The sequence below is a fragment of the Halorussus litoreus genome (assembly GCF_003382685.1).
GTDB classification, from domain to species: domain Archaea; phylum Halobacteriota; class Halobacteria; order Halobacteriales; family Haladaptataceae; genus Halorussus; species Halorussus litoreus.
The window spans coordinates 1-22,897 of sequence record NZ_QLVG01000031.1 but is presented as its reverse complement, the minus strand read 5'-3'; the positions used below and the strand labels follow the sequence as shown (position 1 = coordinate 22,897).

Sequence of the window (22,897 nt, the reverse complement as noted above, 5' to 3'; positions counted from 1 at the left end):
GACGCACCGACTAATGCGTGAGTCTCACGCGACAGTTGTGACGGCCGACGCGCACGCCAGTGAGCGCCGGACTTATCTATGTGTAGATAGTACACATAGTTACGATGCCAGAAGAAAAGCGGCGGGTCAACTTCAACGCGCCCGAACCCCTGGTGCGGCAGGCCGATATCGTGACCGACCTGCTCGACGTGTCGCGGACGCGGTTACTCGTCGAGGCATTGCAGGACGAGATAGAGGAGTTTGTCGACGACGAGCAGTTCCAGAAGGAGCTGAGGGAGGCCTACTATGACCGCCGCGTAGAGTTCTCCTCGCTGAAGACGGTGCTCGGGACCGAGGAAGCGATGCGTGTGCGGATGCTCCGGGAGTCGTTAGATCGCGACGTCCCCGAACCGCGGGACGGGAGCGAACTCCCGACCCAGGAAGAGTTCTACGCCGAACCCGTCTCCGAGTGGACGCCCGACGGCCAGAAGTCCAGCACCGGGCGGGCCGACGACCGGGAGCCCGACGAAGAACGTTCCGGCTCATAGATGGCACGACAGGCAACGGCCGTCGTCGACGCCAACGTACTGTTAAATCTCGCGACCCCTGTGGTCGATGGACGCCCGAAAGCTCCCTCCGGCGGGGACCCGTTCCGGGCGTTCCTCTCGACGTACGACGTACATACACCGGAGTACGTGCTCGGCGAGGTGAGTGACGCGTTGGGAAGCGACGATCTGCTCTCGGCGGCGGCCGAGGCCGTCGTGAAAGCGTCGCATCATCTCACCGTCCACGAGGTCGAGAGCGGTCTCGACGAACCGCTCGAAGACGGGCTTGACGAGGGCGAATCCCGCGCGATTCGACTGACGAACGACCTCGACGCAGACCTGTTCGTCACCGACGAGTTCAACAACACGAACTACCTCTTCGTCGGAATCGCTCTCGACGACCGGAACGTCCAGTTCACCACGCCACACGTCCTGTGCGAACTCGCCGAGCACGACGTGCTGGACAGGAACTACATCGACGCCGCTCTGACCTACTACGTGGAGACGAAAGGGTGGGACGAGCAGTACGTCGAACTGCTTCGCAGGGAGTTCTTTGCACCGTGAGAGGAGATTCCCGATTGAAACCCATCCGACGGAATCGCGGTCGGATTCCACAGTGCGTGACGACACCGGTTTAGTTCTTCGCTCCTAACAGCGGACCATGAGCAGCGAACGAGCGAGCGGCGGGCGGACGAGACGCCGCCGCTCGCACCACTGGTACTGGGTGGCCGCCATCCCCGCCGCCTTTCTACTGTGGCTCGCCAGTCTCGCGTGGCTGGCACTGGCCGCCACGTGGGAGGCGTTCGGCTTCGGCGGGGCCACCGTCGAACTCTCGCTGGTCGCGCTCGGCGCGCCGTTCGTCTTCCTCACCGCGTATTTCCCGATAGCGGTGTACCGGGATTCGGACTACGTGAACCGGGTCAGCGGGAAGTGGGCACCGAACCCCCAGCAGTACGCGCTCGTCGCCGGACTCGGACTCGTGATGCTCCTCGTGGTCGGCGTCGCGGCAATCGTCCTCGGATTCAGCCCCGCGGTGCCGGTGATCGCCGGGTTCGTGGTCGACGTGCCGTTCGCGGTGTACTACCTGGGTCGGCGACACGAGACCGTGGGGACGCCGTAGTCGGGAGACGGCTTCGGGAGCGACCCGAGAAGCCACTCGGCCGCTGGCCTCCCGCGAGAACGAACAAGTGTTTCAACCTCGGCCGCCGACCGTCACGCATGAGCAAACGAGGCACGGAGATGCGGCTCGCCACCCGAGGTTCGGATCTGGCGCTCCGGCAGGCGGCCGAAGTGAAGGCCGCGCTGGAGGACCGGCGGTGCGCGGTCGAACTCGTGGAGGTCGAGACGACGGGCGACGAGATCCGGGACGAACTCATCCACCGGCTCGGCAAGACCGGGGCGTTCGTCCGGAGCCTCGACGAGAAGGTGCTGGACGGGGAGCTCGACGGCGCGGTCCACTCGATGAAGGACATGCCGACCGAAGGGCCGGACGAACTCGTCGTCGCGGCCATCCCCGAGCGCGCCAGCGCCAACGACGTGCTGGTGACCCCCGACGGCACAGAGTTCGACGACCTGCCGGAGGGCGCGACGGTGGGGACGGCCAGTCTGCGGCGGCAGGCCCAACTGCTCCACCACCGGCCGGACCTGACCGTCGAGCCCCTGCGGGGGAACGTCGACACTCGCGCCGAGAAGCTGCTCGCGCCCGCGCTCCAGCGCGAGCACGAGGAGCGCACCGAGGCCAAGAAGGAGAAGCAGTCCGACAAGGCGATGGCCCAAAAGGGCCACAAGAAGGAGTACGAAGGGAGGTTCGACCGGACCGTCGAGGAGTGGTTCAGCGACCTCGCGGAGGTCGAACGCCGCGCGCTCGAACGCGAGGTCGACACCGAGTTCGACGCCATCGTCCTCGCGCAGGCGGGGCTCGAACGTAGCGGACTGGCCCACCACCTCGACTACGCCGAACTGCCCGCCAGCGAGTTCGTGCCCGCGCCGGGACAGGGAGCGCTCGCGGTGACCGCGCTCGACGGCGGCACGGCCGAGGACCTCCACGCGGTGCTCGACCACCCCAGAACGCGGGTCGAGACCACGGTCGAGCGAACCATCCTCGCGGAACTGGGCGGCGGCTGCGTCGCGCCCATCGGCGCGCACGCGCTGATCCAAGGGGAGAACGTCCACGTCGACGTGCAGGTGTTCTCACAGGACGGCACAGAAATCGTCGAGGCCAGCCGGGATCTGCCGGTCGAGAACCACGCCGCAGCCGCGAAGTCGTTCGCCGCGGATCTGGCCGATCGCGGCGCGGCCGACCTCATCGCGGCCGCGACGGCCGACGAGCCGCCTACGGAGGGCAAACGGGAGGACGAGGAGGGCGACCGCGATGAGTAGGGACGTGCGCGTGGCCGTCTTCCGCCCGGACGACGAACGGCTCGCCGACGCAATCGAACTGCTCGCCTCGCTCGGTGCCGACCCTGTCGCGGACCCGATGCTCGAAGTCCGACCCACGGGCGAGACGCCCGGCGAGGGCGAGTACGTCGTGCTGACGAGCAAGACCGGCGTCGAGTTAGCCGCAGCGGCCGGCTGGGAGCCCACCGACGATTCCGGAGGCGAGGCGACGGTGTGCGCCATCGGGGAGAGTACGGCCGAGGTGCTCCGCGAGGCGGGCTACAGCGTGGACATCGTACCCGAGGAGTTCACCTCGACCGGGCTGGTCGAAGCGCTCGAAGGCGAGGTCGAGGGGAGGCGAGTCGAGGTCGCCCGGAGCGACCACGGGAGCGAGGTTCTCACCGAGGGGCTCGCGGCGGCGGGCGCGGACGTAAACGAAACAGTGCTATATCAATTGGCCCGGCCCGAGGGCTCGGGCGACTCCGCGGCGCTCGCGGCCGAAGGCGACCTCGACGCCGCGCTGTTTACATCCTCGCTGACGGTGTCTCACTTTCTCGACGCCGCCGAGGAGCGCGGGGTCCGCGAGGACGCCATCGCGGGGCTGAACGAGGCGGTCGTCGGGGCCATCGGCGAGCCGACCCGCGAGACGGCCGAGAGCGAGGGTATCTCGGTGGACGTGGTGCCAGCGGTTGCGGACTTCGAGAAGCTGGCGACTGCCGTGGTGGAGGACGCCGCGCCGACGTATCACGAGTGATTCAGAGGGTAGAGACGGTTTTCTCAAGGCTCGGGGGTGAGGTCCCGTTATCTACAGCACGAGCTATCTCTATTTTAGGCTCGGCGCGCGCGAGCAATGCGCGCGGCGCATGAATGCGCCGTGGGAGCACAGTTCCCACGAGCCTCGGCTCGCGACGCTCGCCGAGACGCCGCGCCAGCACGCGCCGGGTGGCAAGAAAGGCAAGCGTACGCAGGATAAACGGACAAACCAGCACGTGCTAGAGCAATATTCCACCACGCGACAGCAGTCGGCTGCTCGACGAACGACGACCACCTTGCGTCCAACCGCCGAGTACAGAGGTTTATAAACGATAACGACTAACCCCTGCCCGAATGGCTTCCGCTGGTCCGGTCCCCGACCTCGCAGAGCGCGCTGCGACGTGCGCCGACCGACTCCGCGAGGCCGAGGCGGTGCTGCTCGCCTCGCACATCGACGCCGACGGGTTGACGAGCGCGGGAATCGCCTCCCAGGCGCTCGAACGCGCGGGCATCCCCTTCGAGACGGTGTTCAGCAAGCAGCTCGACGCCGAGGAGGTCGCCGCCATCGCCGCCGGCGAGTACGACACGGTGCTGTTCACCGACTTCGGGAGCGGCCAGCTCGACATTATCAGCCGGCACGCGGCCGCGGGCGACTTCACGCCGGTCGTGGCCGACCACCACCAGCCGGCCGACCCCGAGGACTGCGACCCGGCCGTCGTCCGGGAAGTGGACGGCTACGCCGACACCCAGTTCCACCTCAACCCGCTGCTGGAGGGCATCGACGGCTCCTCGGAACTCTCGGGCGCGGGCGCGGCGTACGTCCTCGCGCGCGCACTCGAACCAGAAAAGGGAGACAACCGCGACCTCGCGGCGCTCGCGGTGGTCGGCGCGGTCGGCGACATGCAGACCACCGACGGGGAACTCGTCGGCGCGAACCAGTCCATCGTCGACGAGGGCGTCGCGGCGGGCGCGATCGAGGAGACGGTCGATCTCGCGCTGTACGGCACCCAGACTCGACCGCTCCACAAGCTGCTGGAGTACTCCAGCGACGTCGACATCCCCGGGATCACGAACGACGAGAACGGCGCGCTCCGGTTCCTCGACGGCCTCGACGTGGAGCTCAAGGACGAGGGCGAGTGGCGGTGCTGGGTCGACCTGACCGACGACGAGCGCCAGACGGTGTTCGAGGCACTCGCCCAGCGAGCCATCGAGAAGAAGGTCAGGGCCGACCGCATCGACAGCCTGTTCGGGACGACCTACGTGCTCGCCGACGAGATCGAGGGGACCGAGCTTCGGGACGTGAGCGAGTTCTCCACCCTGCTGAACGCCACCGCGCGCTACGAGCGCGCCGACGTCGGCCTCGCCGTCTGTCTCGGCGACCGCGGGGAGGCGCTCGACCGCGCCAGAGAACTGCTCCAGAACCACCGCCGAAATCTCTCGCAGGGCATCGAGATGGTCGAATCCGAGGGCGTCACGAAGGAAGAGCACGTCCAGTGGTTCCACGCCGGCGACCGCATCCGAGAGACCATCGTCGGCATCGTCGCCGGCATGGCGATGGGTGCGGACGGCGTCGACCGCGGGACGCCCATCCTCGCGTTCGCCGAGAAGACCGACGATAGCAACGGAGACGAGGACATCGACGGCGACGAGGGCGACGAAGCGGCGGAGGTGAAGGTCTCCTCGCGCGGGACGCCCTCGCTCACGCGACGCGGCCTCGACCTCTCGACGGTGATGCGGGAGGCCTCCCGCGCGGTCGGCGGCGACGGCGGCGGTCACGACGTTGCCGCGGGCGCGACGGTACCAGCAGGTACCGAGGAGGAATTCGTGGCTCTCGCCGATGAACTCGTGGGCGAGCAGTTGGCGTGACTTCTCGTAGTTCTTGGCCGCGTTCAGACTCTCGATTGGAGTCCAGCAATCGGGACGTACCGATCAGAGGCTCAGCAGTCAGGGACACAGCCAACAGCGGTGCGGCTCGACCAGTTCGGTGCCAGCGACGCGCTCGTCGGCGAGAACGGCCGTTTCCGCCGGAAAACTGCAGTTTTCCGGCGGAAACGGCCGCCAGACCGACGATGGCGAGGCGCCCGACGGAACCGAGAGGAAGACTGTAGTTGCGAATGTCAGAATCTGTGCATCGGTTGTGATTGTTTCCGGGGTGACCCCACCGACTTATCTTAGAACAGGTATTTGTCCTTGACCGACTGGAAGGCAAGCCGCCCGAGCAACTGGGCGGGGCCACGCTTTGGCAGGTCGCGAGCGACATCAATATTGCTCGGCGGCTCACTTCCACCGATTCCGACTTCCCAGTCGGTCTCCGACGCGAAGCGGTCGACCGCGGATTCGGCCCGCTCGCGCACATCGTCGGCATCCATCGTCTCGATCTCGCCATCCTCCATCAGCACGTCGCCGTCGACGATGACTGTCTCCACATCGCTCGGCGCCGCGTTGTTGGCGACATGCGCCGGGATATTGGTCAGGGGTGTGAACTTGGGCTTCTCGACGTCGAGCAAGATGACATCGGCCCGCTTGCCGGACTCGATGCTGCCGATCTCGTCGCCAACACCGAGGGCTTCTGCGCCCTCAATAGTGAGCATCCGCACCAACTCCATCGAGTCGTACTGACCGGTCGACCGCTTGAGATTGGCCGCGAGCCGTGCCTGTCGCGCCTCGCCGAACAGGTTGTAGGAGTCGTGCCAGTAGTGGTCGTCGATTCCGAGGCCGACGTCGACGCCTGCCTCTCGGAGTTCCGGTACGGGCGTCCACTGTACGTCGCCGTCCGTGTTCCAGTAGCAGAAGATGGACGGACAGTGCGCGACCGACGCGTCCGCGTCGGCAGTCCGCTGGATGTCCTCGTCGTCGGCGAGGCGGAAGTGGGCGGCCACCAACCGGTCGTCGAGGAGGCCGACGTCGTCGAGGAGGTCGAGCGAGTCCGCGGCGCCATTCGACCGCGCCATCGTGTTACTCGCTCCGAGTTCGAGCAGGTGCGTGTGGACGAGCATATCGGGGTACTCGGTGGCGAGGTCGGCGGTTCGCTCCCACATCTCGCGGGTACACGACCAGTCGTCGTGGGGGTTGATCGTCGCCCGGATGCGGCCGTCGTAGGTGTCGTGGTACTCGTCGATGAATCCACGGGCGCGTTCGAACTGCTCATCGACAGGCACGTCCCAGAAGAGGTCGGAGAGTGCCATCCCGAAGAACCCGCGGAGGCCCGCCTCGCCGAACGTCTCTGCGCCTGAGCTCGGGCGAACGTCCATCGAGTTGACGGTGGTGACGCCGCCGGCGAGGAAGTTGAGCGCGGCGAGTTCGTACCCCGCCTCGGTGAGGTAGCCGTATTCGCCCTCGGCGATGTGCCCGAAAATAGCGGTCATCCCGCTCATCATCTCCATCAGGTCGAGGTCGCTGAACGCGCCGATGAGCGGCGTCAGTTCGAGGTGGGTGTGAGCGTTGACCAGCCCCGGCATCACGAGCTTGCCCTCACCGTCGATAATGCGGTCGGCCGTGATGTCCGCATCGTCGTCCCGAGACGCTCGCACCTCGGTGATGCGACCATCCTCGATGAGTACCGTTCCTCGTTCGTAGAGTCGATTGCTGTCGTCGACCGTGAACACGTATGCGTCGTGAATCGCGATGTCAGCGTCCATTGTTGTTCAACTATTAGATGTTTTCTTATCAGGGTTGGCATTGCTCGCCGTCACCCAGTCGAGGGCACGGGTACGATTCGACAGCTCGTAGTAGCGCATCTCGTCCGGGGCGACCGGCCAGACGGGGGCGATGGCCCGCCACTGGTGATAGAGGAGCTTCGCCCAGCGGGAATCACCGACCGCGGCATACCGGCCGATGTCGAATTTCGGCCCGGTTCGCAAGTCGGGGACGATGCCGTGCAGGTGCGAGAGATACGTCGCCAGCGTCCACCCCGTCGTCTCCTCGTAGACGTGTACCGTCCCGTACTCGTCGGTCTTCTCGACGAGGAGGTCGTAGAACTCCCGATACCCGGCGGGCGTGCCGTGCCCCATCCGAACTGCGACGACGTCGTCGCGGGTCGCCTCAAGAATCTCGAACATGGAGGAACTCGTCCGTCCCGTAGCCGTGAACTCGGTGTCAGAATTGGTGGTCATGAGTATGTTTCCTACCCGTTAGACCTGATCCACTCCTCTGCTTCTTCCCTCTGTTCTGGTGGGAGGTGCCGAATCTCGTCGGGAGACAGCGGCCACACTGGAATCTTCCAGAGCGTCATGAAGAGCTTCATCCAGACCCCTCCTCCGACGGCGACGACTCGCCCCAGATCACCAACATCTCCGTGCTTGAGGTCGCCCGAAGCCTTCGTGTGCATCGAAAGGTAATCCGTACCGGAGAGTCGGACGCGTTCGTAGACGTGAACCGTGTCGTGTTCTTCAGCGACGTCCATCAACCGCTCGTAGGACTGTTCCAAGTCCGCGGCACTCGCATCGGTCGTGAGTTCGGTATAAACGATGTTCTCGTCGATCTCCCTGATTCGCATCATCGTTAGTGGGCGTGGTCGTTGAGGTGGGTGCTGCGGTCGTCGTACGCCGGACAGAGTTCGACGGTGGCGTGGTCGACGCCGTGGTGGGCAAGTTCCTCGTGGACGCGCCGCGTCACGTCCTCGGCCTCCGCCATCGTGTCCACGGCGGTCTCGACGTGCGTGGTGGCCACGGTGATCTGGCTGCAGATCTGCCACGCGTGCAGGTCGTCGACAGCCTCGACGCCCTCGATACCGAGGAGGTGCGTTCGGATTTCGTCGGTATCGAACGGCGTCCGGTGGAAGAAGATAGCGCCGCTCCCGCGCAGCACCTTCAGGGCCGACCACGTCACCACGACGGCAATGAGGGCAGCCGTGATGGGATCGACGATTCGGATGCCGGTCACTTCGATCACGACCGTCGAGACGATGACGGCGACCGAGCCGCCGGCGTCGCCGAGTAGGTGGTAGAACGCGCCCCGCTCGTTGAGGCTCATCTCCCCGCCCTGCAGGACGTACACCGACCCAACGTTGATGAGCAGCCCACCGAACGCGATTGCCAACGTCGGCCCCGTTCCGATCTCGATAGGGTTGAGGAATCGTTGGTAGGACTCCCAGAGGATGAACCCGACCATCGGCAACAACAGGACGCCGTTGAGAAACGCTGCCGTCGGCTCCAGTCGGTGGAGGCCGTACGACCACCTGTCGCCGTCGCCGTAGTGGTCGGCCACGTACGCGGCAGCGAACGCCATCACGTACGCGAGCGCGTCGAACAGCATGTGGAAGGCGTCGCTGAGCAGTGCGACCGATCCGAACAGCAGGCCGCCGGCGAGTTCGGCGACGAAGCCGAGGAGGTTGATGACGGAGACAGCGGCAAGCTTGCGACTGCTGGTGGACGAGCCACCATGTCCGTGGCTATGCCCGTCGTGCGAACCGTCGTGAGCGTGCGGCGACTCGTGTTCGCTCATCGTACCTCGATATGGGGCCGCCATATTTATTAAAATAACTGCTAATAATGCACATAAGTTAGAAAATGATTAACAATTAAATTGGTTTGAGTTATTAATTCGCCCCGGTAGTACACGCGGAGGGATGGATCGGTTCAGACGGCAGGAAGCGCCATTCAGAGAGAAGTTTCCTTCCGTGACCCTGCATAGCAGGTACTCGCGACCCTTCCCATACAGTCCTTCAGCGTACTGCTCCTGTAGATCAGAGTCGTTGCCCGACCTGGGATTGTCCGAGTCGGCGTCGACGGCGACTCGGGTGCGACAAATTCTAAGATATTTGTCGTAGGTGTGACCGACTCATCTTGTCCCCATCAGGTATCAGTTCAAGTATAATACGCGGCGAACAGTCACGAGAAGATAGGTTTGAGCCGTTAGAGGTGGAAATCAAGCGATTGGTAGCCTCCTACTTTCCGAAACTGTGCGCACGCCGAGAGGGAGAGAATTCCTATAGCAGAATGTGATTTATGGCGAGAGTTACGCCAAATACCGCTGTCTTCGAAGCGAGCGCTTGAGGGGGTGAGAGCACCCGACACGTTCATTTCCGGCGAGTCAGTCGGTTCGGGCATGAAACTCGTCGAAGACACCCTCGATACGGACCTGGACGACTTCCTCGCGCGACCACTGTTCTGCTTCCTCGCGACGACCGACGACGGCGAACCGCGCGTCTCGCCGCTGTGGTTCCTCTGGGAGAACGACGCGTTCTGGATCGTCGCGGACACCGAGAAGACGTACCCCGACCGAATCCGGCGGAATCCGAGCGTCGCGCTCGCCGTCGTCGACTTCGACGCGTCGACGGGGACAGTCCAACACGTCGGCGCGCGCGGGCGCGCGACCGTCGAACCCCACGACCCCGCCCGCGCGAAGCGGCTCCTCCACCGGTATCTCGGCCCCGACGAGGAGCAGTGGGACCAGAGCCGCTTCCCCGACCCGGCGACGTGGGACGACCGGATGGCGCTCGTCCGGGTCGACCCGGAGACAGTGGTCGCGCGCGACCAGTCGTACGTCCCAAGCGGGACGTGACCACCGGCGGGCCTACCCCAGTTGGCCGGAAGTCCCGGGCGGGGCAGGCGGGCAGGCGGGCAGGTACGAAGCAGGCCGTCGCGCACCGCCCGACTTTTGTCCGCGCTCGCCCAACGTCGGGGCATGGCCGACTTCGACCCCGAGAAGTTCGAGGACAAGTACGTTCACTACTTCAACGAGCTCCAACGCGCGTACAAGAACGCTTTCGAGCGCGTCAACGAGCAGTACGACTCGGAGCTCGTCCACGCCATCGACCAGCAGGTGCTGAACGAGAGCGAGCCGTTCTACGACGGTGATGGAGAGTTCCGCGTGGAGCTGCCGGAAGATCCGACCGACCGCTTGCAAGGCGTCGTCGCCGCCGACGAGAAGGTCGAGCAGTTGCTGGACATCTACGTCGAGGAGATCGAGACGGAACTGCGGCGGATCTTTGGATTCGACGGGTAGCGTCGCTGAAGCACCTGTTCTCGTCGCTTCGGAGGATTTTACGAAATCGTGCAGTCCGGCCGTCAATGACACGGTCACGGAGCCGCCCAGGTTGATAAATCAATTATCGCGATATCTAATCTGCATTCAGTCGTTGCGAAGGTGCATGAGAACCGCCCCAAATTCGGAGAAGAGCGAGCTTGGTCGAGGGCCAAACTCAGTTTTACCCAGTCAGAAAAGCTGGCTCCGCCGTTAGAGTCCGTTTCCAAGCGAAAATCGAAAGCAGAACCACTCTCAAGGTTCAGTAGGGACTTTCCGCTGGGCTAGCCCGACAGGGTTTGGGCTTAGCCGTACATCCTGAGCACCGGTTCTACCAACCGTAGCCGACAATTCTGTGCTGGATCTGACATTCTCGATGAACCCTTCGATACGCGTGTCGTTAGTCAATCGCGTTACGTCCACGATCAGCGGGACTGACCGAGAGTCGCCCATCACTGTGGACCGAAACAACGCACTCCGAGATTGGGAACTTGACAACTCCAGTCGAGGGCGTCGATGGTTCGTCGTCTCCGCCGAACAGCTGACTGAGCGCGAACGCATGCGCCCGGTCGTATCGAGAAGCAACTGCCGAGCGAGCATCGCCGGTGACGGTCGACACGGCGTCGGTGACAGCCTCGTAGAGAGGTGTCTCATCACCCCAGCGAGAGAGGTAACGGCCGTGCAACGGTGCTGTTGGTTCGTCAGCGGGTCGGGATTCATCGGTCATGGCTTGTTGGGGCGCTTCGATTTGCGCTGTATTGCTTACTGAACGTTCGGTTAGTATCAACCTTTCGCCTCAAATCGCCCTGGAGAGCGGAGTCGCTTCGTCCCGGGTGGCACTCCCAGTCATACCCGGCCAGATACCCAAATAGAACCCTAATGCCGTCGATTTGCCGGACTCCAAGTAATAGCCGATATTTCTCTCTCATTACAGGGCACCACGGGTCGGGCGAAGGATTTATGCCTACCGAACGTTCAGTTAGTGGTATGGTACGGGCCTCGCTCCGAAACAACCCACTGGTCGCTGCGCTCTTGGGCACGGCGGTCACCGGACTCGGCCACCTGTATCTCCGGCGCTGGCTTCGGGCACTGGGATGGCTGGGGGTTACGGTCGCTGCTTCGGTTTTGTTCGTCCCTGAATCAGCGATATCCGCGATTCGTTCGGGGACGCTCACCGACCCCCTCCCGATCCTGCTGATCGTCCTCATCAGTGCCGCCAGCGCTCTCGATGCGTACCTCATCGCGAAGAGTAAATTGCAGACCGACGGAGCCCGAGCTACCAGTACTGTCGGCGCAACAGAGGCTGATGAATCTCCAGCGTGTCCTGCCTGTGGAAAGCCATTCGATCCTGAGCTCGGATTCTGCCACTGGTGTACGACCGAGTTCGATGTCGTGGACGTCACCGAACTGGAGCAACTCGACGAGAACCACTCGAACCTACGATGACTACCGACTCACCCGAAACGACCTGGAGCACCGCCGAAGAAGAGATTATGGAGGCCACCTATCGAGCACTGCTCGAACACGGCTACGCCGACCTGTCGCTCTCCCGAATAGCTAACGAGCTCGACAAATCGAAGGCCGCCATCTACTATCACTACGACACAAAAGACGACCTTCTGGCTGCGTTTCTGGAGTTCGCTGTCGATAGATTCGAAGAGACGGTCGATACAGAGACGGGCGACGAACCATCAGAAGATCTCGAGCATGTCACCGAGAAGCTCCTCCCACTTCAGCCCGACGCGGAGCAACGGCAACTCCAAGCGGTACTAGTCGGCCTTCGGTCACAGGCCGTAACGAACGAGGTATTTCGCGAGCAATTCACGCAAATCGACGAGCGACTGGCAGCCACCATTCGAGGCATCATTGAACGCGGCATCGACGAGGGCGCGTTCCGTGACGTCGACCCCTCGCGGGTTGCGGAACATATCTTAGCGACAGTCAACGGCGCGATGTACGGTCGCACGACGACAGACCGCAAAAGCGCCGCAGCGGCAGCACGCGTCTCGCTTGCCTCGTACATCGACTCGGAACTGAGGAGGCGCTCGTGAGTCGGCGTGGTAACTCGGGGTCGCGCTTCGGCCGTGGTCCATCTTGGGTGTCGGCACGATACCCGGGCCAGCCAGGTTACTGTTTGCCGAATAGACGAAGACGATACGCCTCTGCGTCTCCGCCAGTTTCGTCGATATGGTCGTCGAAGTCACTGGCGTCTCGCCATCGCTCGCCAGCAACCAATCCTCTGATCGACTCTACGCCACAATGACAAGAGATATCGAACGACATCTGCTCGTCGACAAGCAACCGGAGGTCGGACGGTAATGGGCCTGTTCAGCCGTATTGGTTCGTTGTTCAAGGGCCCGGACGATTTCGACCTCACATCAGGTGGAATCGCGAAGCCATTGTTCTTCCTCTCGATGCCGATCGTGGTCACGAACCTCTTCCAGACCGCGTACAATCTGGCGGACACGTTCTGGCTGGGCCAGTACAGCACGGATGCGCTCGCAGCAATCAGCTTCGCGTTCCCGATGGTGTTCCTGCTCATCTCACTGGGGATGGGGATTTCAGTCGCAGGAAGCGTTCTCGTCGCCCAGTTCACCGGTGCCGACGAAGAGCGTGAAGCCGAGTACGCGGCGTCTCAAACCGTGACGTTCGCAGTCATCGCGTCGGTGGTCCTCGGCGTCATCGGATATTTCGCCATCGAGAATTTCCTCGCAGTGATGGGTGCGTCCGAGGCCGTGCTTCCGCTGGCGACGAGTTACATGGAGGTCATCTCGCTTGGCCTGCTGTTCATGTTCGGTTTTGCAGTGTTCATCGCGCTGATGCGGGGATACGGGGATACCATCACCCCGATGCTGGTGATGTTCGGGTCGGTCGTCGTGAACATCGTCATCGACCCCTTCCTTATCTTCGGGTTCGAGAACAACCCGGTTTTCGGGATGGTCGGCCTCGGTGGCCTCGAATCCACGCTTTTCGCCATAACCGGCTATACCGGCTCCGGTATTACTGGTGCAGCTCTCGCAACGGTCTTTTCCCGCGCGCTCGCGCTCGTCGTCGGCCTTGCAGTCATGTTCCGTGGGACGCGCGGTGTCCAGATCCACATCCGAGATATGGTTCCGGACCTCTCCTATCTGGGGCGCCTCGTTCGGATCGGATTCCCAGCGTCGATTGAAGGGATGGGCCGAGCGCTGTCGATGAACCTGCTGCTGTTCATCGTCGCGTTCTTCCCCGACGCGGTCGTCGCGGCGTACGGCATCGGTACGCGAGTGTTCTCTGTTATTTTCCTCCCCGCCATCGCAATCGCTCGTGGGGTAGAGACGATGACTGGCCAAAACATGGGTGCTGACAAGCCGGACCGTGTCGAACAAACGGCGGGACTGGCGGCAAAATTACTCTTCGGCATCCTCACAGTCGCGGGAATCCTCGTCTTCTTCGTCGCCGCACCGATCGCCGACGTGTTCACGACCGACCCCGAAGTGGTCGACATCACCGCGGAGTTCCTTCGCTACGTCGCGTTGACCTTCGGGTTCATCGGTATTATGCGGGCCTACACGGGCAGTTTCCGAGGCGCTGGGAAGACGATCACCGCGGCAGCTATCTCCGTGCTGATGCTCGGGATTATTCGGTTCCCTATCGCGTGGGTTGCCTCCGGACCGCTCGGTGAGCGTGGGATCTGGCTGTCGTTTGCCGTCTCGAACATCCTTGGGGCGTTCATTGCGTACGTGTGGTACCGACGCGGCACGTGGCGCGAGAGCAATCTCACGGAATCGAACGTCGACCGTGATGAGACGAGTGTTGAGAGAGCAACAGGTGACGACTGAAACCCATGAGTGAATTTGATCGTATCGGCTCTTCAGAGATAGAGCATCAAATAGAGGTAGAGCTCAGAGACACGGACAAGGTCGGTCCCCCGCTTGTCCGTAATGTACTGCAGGAACCCCGCGATAGATGGTACGGACAACTGGCGGTTCGCGTGTACGATTCACTGTCGGAGCACAAAGACTACGAGGACGTCCTTCCTGCCGCCGCAGCTATCGAACTACTCAGGGAGTCCGTTCGTCTCCGAAGTCGATTGCTCGTCACGCTCACCGACAAACACGCGCACTCGCTCACACTGGAGCCGACAGCAGCGCTGCTTGCCGGGGATTATTTCTACACAGCCGCATTCTCGTCACTTCGCTCAGTACCCGACTCTCGCTCGGGCGACTGTTTCGAGATACTGACGGCGGTTCTCGAAACGATCACAGGAACATTTGCCCGCGCCTACACGCCAGATAAGTCGGTCGAGTACGATAAAGCGGTGTTTCTCGACGAGACGGCAGGGAGTCTCGGTGAAGGTGCTGCCATTCTTGGAGGGACATTCGCTGGTCTCGATGAGCCGAATCACCGGCACTTCGAGCGACTCGGACGCGAACTCAGCGTCGTACGACAAATCCGTCTCATTCTCGATGCGGATCCGAGCGAAGCAACGGTCGTTCCACCCGCGATCGACCAAGAACAGCTCCGTGCGCTCGCCGAACGGCGGCAAGACCACGCGAACCGAGTTCTCGACACCCTGTCAGAGACCGTCGACGTGACGCGTCTGCGGGCGTTTGCCGAAGCTACAACAACGGTACAGGACGAGGTGGGCTCAGCCACCGATGGTGACGCACTCGATTGACATCTGGATGCCTGACAGCGTTATGTGCTCATGACAGCATTCGAGATTCCCTGGGTAACGGCTCTATAGACCACTTCCGATAGCAAGAGCGGCCCACACGAGAGGCTTCGCGGGAGTCTGCGTACTTACCAGTAGTTCTGATACACACGGAAACGCATAGTTGTCTACGCCTCAAATATCCAGACACTGATGTACACAATCGCAGATTTACCTATCGAAAACCAACTCCGGACCGTCGAATACGATCTCGAGCTTGAAACGGCGCTTCGTCGGATGTTTCAGGATAGCTACACGCAGATCGGCGTTGAGCGGGATGGCGAATTAGTCGGGATTGTCACCTACCGGTCAGTCATCCGGACACTCCTTGCGTTCCACCAGTTGGAGGTCGGGCACAAAACACTCGATAAGATATCGGTCGGGGCAGCAGTTGAAGATGCGCACACAATCAGCGAGGATGAGAACCTTCTCGCGATATTCGATTCACTCGCGGAGTACACGTACATCGTGGTCAATCGAGACGATGAGTGGCGTATTCTGACGGACTACGATCTTCTAACGCAGCTGAAACAGATGCTCGAGCCGTTTTTGTTGATTGAATCGATCGAGATGCAGTTGCGCGAGATTTTCACACGAGTGTTTGGTGATTCGTTGTCGGAGCAGTTGGCCGAGACGTTCGATGATGATCATCCACTGCCAACGCCGGCGTCGGTCGAACATTGTAGCTACGCACACTATGCTCAATTCATCTCTATCCACTGGGAGGAATTCGAATCGCTCTTCGACGACCAACAGGATGTGATTCGCGAGTTAGTGCGTGAAATCGGTGATATGCGAAATCGGCTCTTCCACTTTCGAATCAACGACCCAGACGAATTTGATCGGGACCTGCTCCGCTTCGGTCAGTCGTACTTCTCCTCAGTGTGACTCCTGAAAGATCGAGTCGGCGCACGAACTGGTCGAATTCGTGCGAGAGTTGGGCAAGCTCTGAGGGCGTCTCGGTCACAACCAAATCGGATCAAGACGGCCGCCTCAGAGGTTCAGAATGACGACCAGCAGTTGGGCGCCCACCACGAGAACGAGACCGAGCAAAACGAGGCCGTCGTAGACGGCGCGGAACTCGCCGTCGAACTCCTCGAACTCGCCCGTCCGGTCGAGGAAGGTCCGGAGCCAGCGCGCGCCGAGTGCCAGTGCGACGACGACCGCCGGAAACGCCGCGAGCACGAGCAGCGTCGGGGCGTGCTCGGGGCCGTACTGCGGGTAGGTGCCGACGGTCCAACGGATGCGAATCGTCTCCGGAAGTCGGGCGTACGCGGCTACGCTTGTCGCGACGCTGGCGAGAACGAGGACCCACTTGCCGAGCGAAGAGTAGGGGTTGGTGCGGTCGGTCGACGTCGAATCGGTGTGTGCTCCCATGTGAGAAGCGAGGAGAGGGAGTCCCATAACCGGTCGAGCACGACTTCAGACGCTGTAGTTTCACTAATCTCTTTAAATGGCCGGGGAGGAAACAAGCGTACTGTGAGTGAGGACGACGAAATCGAACGTCTGGCGGCCGTGCTGGAAGACCCGACAGCACGGACCATCCTCACCGAAGCGAGTCGAGAGCCCGTGTCGGCGACCACCCTGAGCGAGCGCTGTGGCGTTTCCGAACCGACGATCTATCGACGGCTGGACGACCTTCGAGAGTGCGACCTGCTCGTCGAGCGGACGAAACTCGACCCGGACGGCGGCCACCACAGAACCATGTATTCGACAAACCTCGAACATATAACGGTTGCGCTTCGAGAGGGCCAATTAGAGCTACAAGTGAAACGCCGCGAAGACCCGGCGGACCGGTTCACCCGGCTCGTGGAGGGGATGTGAGATGCGACCAGTCGTCCTCCAGCTGTCCCAGCCCGCGGCGTTCCCGGACTGGGTCGTCACGTTCCAGCAGGCGATGCAGATTCTGAGCGTGGTCATCGGCGTGTTCATCGCGTATCAGGCGTACCGGGGGTACAAGCGCAACGAGAGTCGGCCGATGCTGTTCATCGCAATCGGGTTCGTCCTGGTGCTCGCCATCCCGTTCTGTCTGTTCGTCCTCTACGGGGTCCTCTCGGTGCTCCCCGTGGCTGCGGTCGTCGTCGGGTCGCAGCTGAGTCAGGTGTCGGGACTGCTCGCGATACTGTACGCGCTCCGGATGCCGGCGTGACGGGCCGTCACTCGCGCCCCCGATGCCGGCGTGAGGACTGCGACCGATTCCGCCGAGGAGGTGTAAGGGGCAAGGCCTAAGACCGCACGCCACCAATCCGGAATCATGAGCACGGACACTCAGGACGGGGACGACCTGGAGGAGCGCGTCAGCAACTTCCTCCGCAGGAACTTCCCCCAGATCCAGATGCACGGCGGCAGCGCGGCCATCCAGAACATCGACCGCGAGACGGGCGAGGTCAGCATCCAGCTCGGCGGCGCGTGCAGCGGCTGTGGCATCTCGCCGATGACAATCCAGGCCATCAAGAGCCGGATGGTCAAGGAGATCCCCGAGATCGAGACGGTCCACGCCGACACCGGCATGGACGCCGGCGGTCACGGCGGCGGCGGCATGAGCCCGTCGTTCCCCGGCGAGACCAGCGACGACGGCGACGACGACGAAGGCCCGCAGGCACCCTTCTAATCCCGATTTTCGCTGCCGGCTAACTCCGGCTTTTCCGCCCGACTAACTCCGGCTTTCGCTGCCGAAAGGCTCCGATTCTTCCCGTAGAACCCGGCTAACATCACGGTATTTATCCCGACGCGGGTTGGACGAGCCTGTATGACCAACGACGACGCCGCGGGGAACGTCGTGTTCGTGGTCATGGACACGGTTCGCAAGAGCCACCTCTCGGTCTATGGCTACGACCGGCCGACGACGCCCGGACTGGAGCGGTTCGCCGAGGAGGCGGCCGTCTTCGAGCAGGCGGTCTCCCCCGCTCCGTGGACCCTCCCGGTGCACGCCTCACTGTTCACGGGGATGTACCCCAGCGAACACGGTGCGAGTCAGGAGAACCCGTACCTCGAAGGCGCGACCACGCTCGCCGAGACGCTTTCGGGAGCGGGCTACGACACCGCGTGCTACTCGTCGAACGCGTGGATCACGCCGTACACCCACCTCACCGACGGCTTCGACGATCAGGACAACTTCTTCGAGGTGATGCCCGGCGACTTCCTCTCGGGCCCGCTGGCCAAGGCGTGGAAGACGATGAACGACAGCGAGTCGCTCCGGAAGGTCGCCGACTACCTCGTAAGCGTCGGCAACAAGATCCACGAGTACACGGCCTCGGGCGAGGGCGCGGACTCGAAGACCCCGCAGGTGATCGACCGCACGATGGAGTTCATCGACGACGCCGACGACGGCTACTTCGCGTTCGTCAACCTGATGGACGCCCACCTGCCGTACCACCCGCCGGAGGAGTACAAGCAGGAGTTCGCGCCCGGCGTCGATTCCACGAAGGTCTGCCAGAACTCCAAGGAGTACAACTGCGGTGCCCGAGACATCGACGACGACGAGTGGGAGGCCATCGAGGGGCTGTACGACGCCGAGATCCGCCACATCGACGCCGAGCTCCAGCGGCTGTTCTCGTGGCTCAAGGACAACGGCGAGTGGGAGGACACGATGGTCGTCGTCTGCGCCGACCACGGCGAACTCCACGGCGAGCACGGCCTGTATGGCCACGAGTTCTGCATCTACGACCCCCTCGTGAACGTCCCGCTGCTGGTCAAACACCCCGAGATGGAGACCGGTCGTCGAGAGGACCAGCAGGTCGAACTCGTCGACCTCTATCACACGGTGCTCGACCACGCCGGCGTCGAGGCGCGCGAGTCGAGCGCGGTCGCTGCTCTCGGCGGACTATCGGGAGTTTGCGGAGAGCGAGGCGCGGAGCGCCTCGGAAAAGTCGCCCGGGAGTCACCCGGGCGACGGGGACTTCGCCTTCGTGGAATACTACCGACCGGTGGTCGAACTCAAGCAGCTCGAACAGAAGGCCGCGGACGCCGGCATCGAACTGGACGAGAACTCCCGGTTCTACTCCCGGATGCGGGCCGCACGCCGCCCCGACGCCAAGTACGTCCGCAACGAGCGCATCACCGACGAGTTCTACCACCTCGACGACGACCCGGACGAGACCGACGACTCGCGCGGCGAGGGCAGTGACGAGGAGATCGAACTCGAAGCCGCGCTCTCGGAGTTCGAGGAGAACGTCGGCGGCGAGTGGAAGGAGGTCGAGGACGACGACGTGCTCGGCGACATGAGCGACGACGCGAAGGACCGGCTGCAGGATCTGGGCTACATCGACTGAGGAACTGCTGTTTTAGCGGAGCTGTCGGATCCGCCAGTACCGCCCGGTGAATCAACCGCATCCTGGTGGACTGAAAGGGCGAGATGTGCTCGCAGGCCGCAGGCCCGCGAGCGCACCGAGGGCTTTCGAGGACGTATTCTCCAGTCTCGCTTCGCGTCAAAACGCTACAGTACGACCGCCGTTATCCACTTCTCACACCGAATCAACGCCGACCACGCTCATCACCCCGCCACCGATGACGATTGGGACCCAGTAGATCGCACCGCGGAAGATGGCGACCGCGGCAAAGGCGGTCGCCTTCTCGACGCCGGCACCCGGGAGGCTGATAAGTACCCCGACCAGCACCGCCTCGATGCCGCCCGCGCCGCCCGGCAGCGGGGTGACCCCGGCGATAGCGCCGACCGGGACCACGAACAGCAGGACCGCGAACGACACCGGCGAGCCGATGGCGAGGAAGGCGAGCCAGAGCGCGACCATCTGGAACATCCAGCCAGCCGTCGAGGCCGTGAGCGCGAGGGTCAGTCCCCGCCGGTCGGTCGCGACGCGTTCTATCGAGTCGAAGAACCCGGCGACTCGCGTCTCGATGGTCTCGCGGCTGAGTGCCACGTCTACGGGCGCGATCCGCGTGACGAAGCGCAAGACCGGTGCGAGCAGCTTCGAGATGGTCCGCCGAAGTCTCACGCGATTCCGCCACCCGACGAACGCCACGACGGGAACCGCGACCGAGAGGCCGACGATGACCGCGGTCGCGAATTGGAGCCGACGGCCGAACGAGGTCTGGGTCGCGTAGAACCCCGCGCCCGCCAGCGCGAGCGAGATGGAGGGCACGAAGTTGAGCGAGTCCACGCTCGCGATGGCGGCAAGCCCGCGCTCGTACTCGGTGTCGGCCACCTTCGAGATGAGCAGCGCGGTGACCGGCTCGCCGCCCGCCTGCCCGAAGGGCGTGATGTTGTTCGAGAACATCGCGCCGTTGAGGATGAAAAACGACTGGACGAACGAGACGTCGGCGCCGAGCACGTGGAGGACGGTCCGCAGGCCGTACCCCCACGCCGCGAGCCAGCCGAGCGTGACGACGAGCACGAGCGCGAGCGTGGCCGGGTCGGCCCGGCGGAGCTCCCGGACCAGGCCCTCGATGCCCACGAAGTACAGGAGCAGCCCGAGGATCGCGAACGTCCCGAGAAAACCGAGAATCGTCGTCCGCAACTGCGCGCCGTTCATACGCGGAGGTGGCCGTCTGTACTAATCAGTATGTCGGAATCGCGGGCCGAAACCGGCGTCTGGAGAGGTATAGACGCGACGACGAGGGCTCGGGGTCCCGGCGTCGCTCGCGGAGAACTGTCGAACGGTAACTTTTTGGGGAGATTGAGTAATATAGGCACAGATGAATCGGAGGAATGCGCTAAAGATTTTAACGACGGGAGCGGCGGTCTCGCTCGCTGGCTGTTCGGGCGACGGAGTGACGGGCGACACCACGACGTCGCCGGAGTCCACGCCAGCAACCGAGACGGAGACGCACACCGAAGCGACGACGCCCGCCGAGACGGAGCGGGAGGTCGACGGGACGACGTCCGAGACCGAAACGGAAACAGAAACCGAGACGGAGACTCCGAGCGACCCCGACCGAATCGCCCGGGAGAACGACGACGCGGAGGTCTTCCAGACCGCCACCGTCACCGACGCCCCGGACGAGATTCGCGCTGGCGAGACCATCTCTGTCACCGGCGAAATCACCGCGGAGATATCTGCGGCAGGAGGCAACATCGTCTACGGTGCAATTGGCGCTCCGTCCGGGGACCTGTACGGTCTGGCGGAGATGTCCGGCAGCGGGTCGGGCACCGTGACGGTGTCGGCGACGATTCCCGCCGACGCCGACGGCCCCGTCGTCTGGACGTTCATCCCCGCGACCAGCGAGAGCGCGGCCCGCAGCCAGTTCGCCAGCGAGGCCGACGCCGGACGCTACGAGTCCGGCGAACTCGCAGTCGCCCTCGGGAGCGTCGCCGGAGGCGAGACCGAAACCGAGACGGAGACTCCGAGCGACCCCGACCGAATCACCCGGGAGAACGACGACGGGAGGACCTTCCAAACCGCCACCGTCACCGACGCTCCGGACGAGGTCCGTGCCGGGACGACCGTCAACGTGACGGGAGAAGTGAGTGCGGAGATATCTGCGGCGGGAGGCAACATCGTCTACGGTGCGGTCGGGACCCCCACCGGAGATCTGTTCGGCCTCGCTCGAATGCCCGGCAGCGGGTCGGGCACGGTGACGGTGTCGGCGACGATTCCCGCCGACGCCGACGGCCCCGTCATCTGGACGTTCGTCCCCGCGACTAGCGAGAGCGCGGCCCGCAGCCAGTTCGCCAGCGAGGCCGATGCCGGACGCTACGAGTCCGGCGAACTGGCAATCGACCTCGGGAGCGTCGCCGGTACCGAGACGGAGACCGAAACGCCGAGCGGATCCGACCAGATCGCCCGGGAGAATGACGATGGAGATGTCTTTCAGACCGCCACCGTCACCGACGCCCCGGACGACGTTCGCGCTGGCGAGACCGTTTCGGTCACCGGCGAGATTACTGCGGAGATATCTGCGGCAGGAGGCAACATCGTCTACGGTGCGGTCGGGACCCCCTCCGGAGACCTGTACGGTCTAGCGGAGATGCCCGGGAGCGGGTCGGGCACGGTGACGGTGTCGGCGACCATTCCCGCCGACGCCGACGGTCCCGTCGTCTGGACGTTCATCCCCGCGACCAGCGAGAGCGCGGCCCGCAGCCAGTTCGCCAGCGAGGCCGACGCCGGACGCTACGAGTCCGGCGAACTGGCGATCACCCTCGGAACCGTCGAGTAGGGCCGCGGCTGGCGCTCGTGGACGCCGTCCCGGGCTTCCACCGAGCCCGGGAGTGGCCGTGCTAGTCCTCGGTCCAGTACATCAGCGCCTCTTTCGGTTCGCCGCAGTTCGGACACTCGTCGGGAATGCCGTCGTCGATCTCGCCCATCTCCCCGCAGTTGGTGCAGCGCCACATCAGTTCGGCCTCGCCGAAGTCGTGGCCCGACCGGGCGTGCTCGACACTCAGACTCTCGACGCCGTCGCGGGTCGTCACGAAGAAGCCGCCCTCCTCGAATCCCCGGATCTTGCCGAGTTCGTCGCCGTTCTCGTCGTACACTGTTTGCCCGAGGTCGAGTCGCGTGACCGCGTCCTCGGCCTGCTGGTCGCCCTCTTCGGCGGGTGTTTCGCCGTGCCCACTCATGGGACTCCCTACGTCGGCATTCCTGATAAGCTTCCCCGCCAATCGAGCGTTTGCTGCGCGCGGCCCGTGGACGCC

Annotated in this window: 25 protein-coding genes and 1 pseudogene; 18 read left to right on the top strand and 8 right to left on the bottom strand. The window is 63.5% G+C overall.

All coding sequences use genetic code 11. From position 1 onward, the window contains the following. Positions 1–104: 104 nt before the first annotated feature. The 6 genes from DPQ64_RS11140 (at position 105) to DPQ64_RS11115 (ending at position 5,519) form a co-directional block, all read left to right on the top strand. Positions 105–527 (top strand): hypothetical protein, encoded by a 423-nt coding sequence (locus DPQ64_RS11140; RefSeq protein WP_198662100.1) that lies wholly within the window; start codon positions 105–107, stop codon positions 525–527. Then, positions 528–1,088, top strand: coding sequence for a hypothetical protein (locus DPQ64_RS11135; RefSeq protein WP_115864421.1), 561 nt, complete (start codon positions 528–530; stop codon positions 1,086–1,088). It abuts the gene before it with no gap. Between the two features lie 97 nt (positions 1,089–1,185). Then, positions 1,186–1,644, top strand: a complete 459-nt coding sequence (locus tag DPQ64_RS11130) for a hypothetical protein (protein ID WP_115864420.1) — start codon at positions 1,186–1,188, stop codon at positions 1,642–1,644. Between the two features lie 98 nt (positions 1,645–1,742). Then, positions 1,743–2,903 (top strand): hydroxymethylbilane synthase, encoded by a 1,161-nt coding sequence (gene hemC / locus DPQ64_RS11125; protein ID WP_115864419.1) that lies wholly within the window; start codon positions 1,743–1,745, stop codon positions 2,901–2,903. Continuing rightward, on the top strand, positions 2,896–3,654 hold the full coding sequence (locus DPQ64_RS11120; RefSeq protein WP_115864418.1) for a uroporphyrinogen-III synthase: 759 nt from the start codon (positions 2,896–2,898) through the stop codon (positions 3,652–3,654). Before hemC ends, DPQ64_RS11120 begins: the two co-directional genes overlap by 8 nt. A 353-nt stretch (positions 3,655–4,007) precedes the next feature. After that, on the top strand, positions 4,008–5,519 hold the full coding sequence (locus tag DPQ64_RS11115) for a single-stranded-DNA-specific exonuclease RecJ (protein ID WP_115864417.1): 1,512 nt from the start codon (positions 4,008–4,010) through the stop codon (positions 5,517–5,519). A 305-nt stretch (positions 5,520–5,824) separates the two neighbouring features. Here DPQ64_RS11115 and DPQ64_RS11110 read toward each other — a convergent pair whose 3' ends face one another. The 4 genes from DPQ64_RS11110 to DPQ64_RS11095 form a co-directional block, all read right to left on the bottom strand. Continuing rightward, positions 5,825–7,291 carry an amidohydrolase family protein gene (locus DPQ64_RS11110; RefSeq protein WP_115864416.1) on the bottom strand — a complete coding sequence of 489 codons (1,467 nt, stop codon included), beginning with the start codon at positions 7,289–7,291 and terminating at the stop codon, positions 5,825–5,827. 6 nt (positions 7,292–7,297) lie between these two features. After that, positions 7,298–7,711, bottom strand: a complete 414-nt coding sequence (locus DPQ64_RS11105; protein ID WP_115864415.1) for a SpoIIAA family protein — start codon at positions 7,709–7,711, stop codon at positions 7,298–7,300. Positions 7,712–7,776: 65 nt separating this feature from the next. After that, a complete protein-coding gene (locus tag DPQ64_RS11100; RefSeq protein ID WP_115864414.1) occupies positions 7,777–8,151 on the bottom strand; it encodes a SpoIIAA family protein in 375 nt (124 codons plus the stop codon). Between the two features lie 2 nt (positions 8,152–8,153). Next, positions 8,154–9,095, bottom strand: a complete 942-nt coding sequence (locus DPQ64_RS11095) for a cation diffusion facilitator family transporter (RefSeq protein WP_115864413.1) — start codon at positions 9,093–9,095, stop codon at positions 8,154–8,156. A gap of 603 nt (positions 9,096–9,698) precedes the next feature. Between DPQ64_RS11095 and DPQ64_RS11090 the strand changes: the two genes are divergently transcribed. After that, positions 9,699–10,154 (top strand): pyridoxamine 5'-phosphate oxidase family protein, encoded by a 456-nt coding sequence (locus DPQ64_RS11090; RefSeq protein ID WP_115864412.1) that lies wholly within the window; start codon positions 9,699–9,701, stop codon positions 10,152–10,154. 123 nt (positions 10,155–10,277) lie between these two features. Further along, positions 10,278–10,598: a DUF5783 family protein gene (locus tag DPQ64_RS11085; protein WP_115864411.1), complete on the top strand. Its 321-nt coding sequence runs from the start codon at positions 10,278–10,280 to the stop codon at positions 10,596–10,598. Positions 10,599–11,016: 418 nt separating this feature from the next. Here the strand turns inward: DPQ64_RS11085 and DPQ64_RS19930 are convergent, their stop codons facing one another. Continuing rightward, the gene (locus DPQ64_RS19930) at positions 11,017–11,343 is read right to left on the bottom strand and encodes a HalOD1 output domain-containing protein (protein ID WP_115864410.1); all 327 of its coding nucleotides are present in this window, start codon (positions 11,341–11,343) and stop codon (positions 11,017–11,019) included. A 260-nt stretch (positions 11,344–11,603) separates the two neighbouring features. Between DPQ64_RS19930 and DPQ64_RS11075 the strand changes: the two genes are divergently transcribed. The 5 genes from DPQ64_RS11075 to DPQ64_RS11050 all read left to right on the top strand — a co-directional run bounded on the left by DPQ64_RS11075 (position 11,604) and on the right by DPQ64_RS11050 (position 16,197). Continuing rightward, positions 11,604–12,062, top strand: coding sequence for a DUF7575 domain-containing protein (locus tag DPQ64_RS11075; protein ID WP_115864409.1), 459 nt, complete (start codon positions 11,604–11,606; stop codon positions 12,060–12,062). Next, positions 12,059–12,667, top strand: a complete 609-nt coding sequence (locus DPQ64_RS11070) for a TetR/AcrR family transcriptional regulator (RefSeq protein ID WP_115864408.1) — start codon at positions 12,059–12,061, stop codon at positions 12,665–12,667. The genes DPQ64_RS11075 and DPQ64_RS11070 overlap by 4 nt, the downstream gene beginning before the upstream one ends. A 267-nt stretch (positions 12,668–12,934) precedes the next feature. Then, positions 12,935–14,434, top strand: coding sequence for an MATE family efflux transporter (locus tag DPQ64_RS11060; protein ID WP_115864407.1), 1,500 nt, complete (start codon positions 12,935–12,937; stop codon positions 14,432–14,434). 5 nt (positions 14,435–14,439) lie between these two features. After that, the gene (locus DPQ64_RS11055; protein ID WP_115864406.1) at positions 14,440–15,273 is read left to right on the top strand and encodes an isoprenoid biosynthesis enzyme family protein; all 834 of its coding nucleotides are present in this window, start codon (positions 14,440–14,442) and stop codon (positions 15,271–15,273) included. A gap of 189 nt (positions 15,274–15,462) precedes the next feature. Next, the gene (locus DPQ64_RS11050) at positions 15,463–16,197 is read left to right on the top strand and encodes a CBS domain-containing protein (RefSeq protein ID WP_115864405.1); all 735 of its coding nucleotides are present in this window, start codon (positions 15,463–15,465) and stop codon (positions 16,195–16,197) included. A gap of 105 nt (positions 16,198–16,302) precedes the next feature. On the opposite strand, the gene DPQ64_RS11045 is transcribed toward DPQ64_RS11050, so the two are convergent. Then, positions 16,303–16,686, bottom strand: a complete 384-nt coding sequence (locus tag DPQ64_RS11045) for a hypothetical protein (protein ID WP_115864404.1) — start codon at positions 16,684–16,686, stop codon at positions 16,303–16,305. Positions 16,687–16,788: 102 nt separating this feature from the next. Between DPQ64_RS11045 and DPQ64_RS11040 the strand changes: the two genes are divergently transcribed. From DPQ64_RS11040 to DPQ64_RS11025, 4 genes and pseudogenes are all read left to right on the top strand, one after another. Next, positions 16,789–17,133: an ArsR/SmtB family transcription factor gene (locus DPQ64_RS11040; RefSeq protein ID WP_115864403.1), complete on the top strand. Its 345-nt coding sequence runs from the start codon at positions 16,789–16,791 to the stop codon at positions 17,131–17,133. Between the two features lies 1 nt (position 17,134). Next, positions 17,135–17,458, top strand: a complete 324-nt coding sequence (locus DPQ64_RS11035; protein WP_115864402.1) for a DUF7521 family protein — start codon at positions 17,135–17,137, stop codon at positions 17,456–17,458. Positions 17,459–17,563: 105 nt separating this feature from the next. Beyond that, positions 17,564–17,920 carry a NifU family protein gene (locus tag DPQ64_RS11030; protein ID WP_115864401.1) on the top strand — a complete coding sequence of 119 codons (357 nt, stop codon included), beginning with the start codon at positions 17,564–17,566 and terminating at the stop codon, positions 17,918–17,920. Positions 17,921–18,058: 138 nt separating this feature from the next. Beyond that, positions 18,059–19,580: pseudogene (locus DPQ64_RS11025) on the top strand (sulfatase). 192 nt (positions 19,581–19,772) lie between these two features. On the opposite strand, the gene DPQ64_RS11020 reads toward DPQ64_RS11025, so the two are convergent. Continuing rightward, the gene (locus DPQ64_RS11020) at positions 19,773–20,798 is read right to left on the bottom strand and encodes a lysylphosphatidylglycerol synthase transmembrane domain-containing protein (RefSeq protein WP_115864400.1); all 1,026 of its coding nucleotides are present in this window, start codon (positions 20,796–20,798) and stop codon (positions 19,773–19,775) included. Positions 20,799–20,961: 163 nt separating this feature from the next. Between DPQ64_RS11020 and DPQ64_RS11015 the strand changes: the two genes are divergently transcribed. Continuing rightward, a complete protein-coding gene (locus DPQ64_RS11015; protein WP_115864399.1) occupies positions 20,962–22,422 on the top strand; it encodes a hypothetical protein in 1,461 nt (486 codons plus the stop codon). 61 nt (positions 22,423–22,483) lie between these two features. Here DPQ64_RS11015 and DPQ64_RS11010 read toward each other — a convergent pair whose 3' ends face one another. Continuing rightward, complete coding sequence (locus DPQ64_RS11010) at positions 22,484–22,822, bottom strand: DUF7130 family rubredoxin-like protein (protein WP_115864398.1); 339 nt, start codon at positions 22,820–22,822, stop codon at positions 22,484–22,486. Positions 22,823–22,897 lie beyond the last annotated feature (75 nt).

Coding starts and splice junctions, on each gene's coding strand:
- DPQ64_RS11140 (WP_198662100.1), top strand. CDS start 105: ATGCCAGAAGAAAAGCGGCGGGTCAACTTCAACGCGCCCGAACCCCTG.
- DPQ64_RS11135 (WP_115864421.1), top strand. CDS start 528: ATGGCACGACAGGCAACGGCCGTCGTCGACGCCAACGTACTGTTAAAT.
- DPQ64_RS11130 (WP_115864420.1), top strand. CDS start 1,186: ATGAGCAGCGAACGAGCGAGCGGCGGGCGGACGAGACGCCGCCGCTCG.
- hemC (WP_115864419.1), top strand. CDS start 1,743: ATGAGCAAACGAGGCACGGAGATGCGGCTCGCCACCCGAGGTTCGGAT.
- DPQ64_RS11120 (WP_115864418.1), top strand. CDS start 2,896: ATGAGTAGGGACGTGCGCGTGGCCGTCTTCCGCCCGGACGACGAACGG.
- DPQ64_RS11115 (WP_115864417.1), top strand. CDS start 4,008: ATGGCTTCCGCTGGTCCGGTCCCCGACCTCGCAGAGCGCGCTGCGACG.
- DPQ64_RS11110 (WP_115864416.1), bottom strand. CDS start 7,291: ATGGACGCTGACATCGCGATTCACGACGCATACGTGTTCACGGTCGAC.
- DPQ64_RS11105 (WP_115864415.1), bottom strand. CDS start 7,711: ATGTTCGAGATTCTTGAGGCGACCCGCGACGACGTCGTCGCAGTTCGG.
- DPQ64_RS11100 (WP_115864414.1), bottom strand. CDS start 8,151: ATGATGCGAATCAGGGAGATCGACGAGAACATCGTTTATACCGAACTC.
- DPQ64_RS11095 (WP_115864413.1), bottom strand. CDS start 9,095: ATGAGCGAACACGAGTCGCCGCACGCTCACGACGGTTCGCACGACGGG.
- DPQ64_RS11090 (WP_115864412.1), top strand. CDS start 9,699: ATGAAACTCGTCGAAGACACCCTCGATACGGACCTGGACGACTTCCTC.
- DPQ64_RS11085 (WP_115864411.1), top strand. CDS start 10,278: ATGGCCGACTTCGACCCCGAGAAGTTCGAGGACAAGTACGTTCACTAC.
- DPQ64_RS19930 (WP_115864410.1), bottom strand. CDS start 11,343: ATGACCGATGAATCCCGACCCGCTGACGAACCAACAGCACCGTTGCAC.
- DPQ64_RS11075 (WP_115864409.1), top strand. CDS start 11,604: ATGGTACGGGCCTCGCTCCGAAACAACCCACTGGTCGCTGCGCTCTTG.
- DPQ64_RS11070 (WP_115864408.1), top strand. CDS start 12,059: ATGACTACCGACTCACCCGAAACGACCTGGAGCACCGCCGAAGAAGAG.
- DPQ64_RS11060 (WP_115864407.1), top strand. CDS start 12,935: ATGGGCCTGTTCAGCCGTATTGGTTCGTTGTTCAAGGGCCCGGACGAT.
- DPQ64_RS11055 (WP_115864406.1), top strand. CDS start 14,440: ATGAGTGAATTTGATCGTATCGGCTCTTCAGAGATAGAGCATCAAATA.
- DPQ64_RS11050 (WP_115864405.1), top strand. CDS start 15,463: ATGTACACAATCGCAGATTTACCTATCGAAAACCAACTCCGGACCGTC.
- DPQ64_RS11045 (WP_115864404.1), bottom strand. CDS start 16,686: ATGGGAGCACACACCGATTCGACGTCGACCGACCGCACCAACCCCTAC.
- DPQ64_RS11035 (WP_115864402.1), top strand. CDS start 17,135: ATGCGACCAGTCGTCCTCCAGCTGTCCCAGCCCGCGGCGTTCCCGGAC.
- DPQ64_RS11030 (WP_115864401.1), top strand. CDS start 17,564: ATGAGCACGGACACTCAGGACGGGGACGACCTGGAGGAGCGCGTCAGC.
- DPQ64_RS11020 (WP_115864400.1), bottom strand. CDS start 20,798: ATGAACGGCGCGCAGTTGCGGACGACGATTCTCGGTTTTCTCGGGACG.
- DPQ64_RS11015 (WP_115864399.1), top strand. CDS start 20,962: ATGAATCGGAGGAATGCGCTAAAGATTTTAACGACGGGAGCGGCGGTC.
- DPQ64_RS11010 (WP_115864398.1), bottom strand. CDS start 22,822: ATGAGTGGGCACGGCGAAACACCCGCCGAAGAGGGCGACCAGCAGGCC.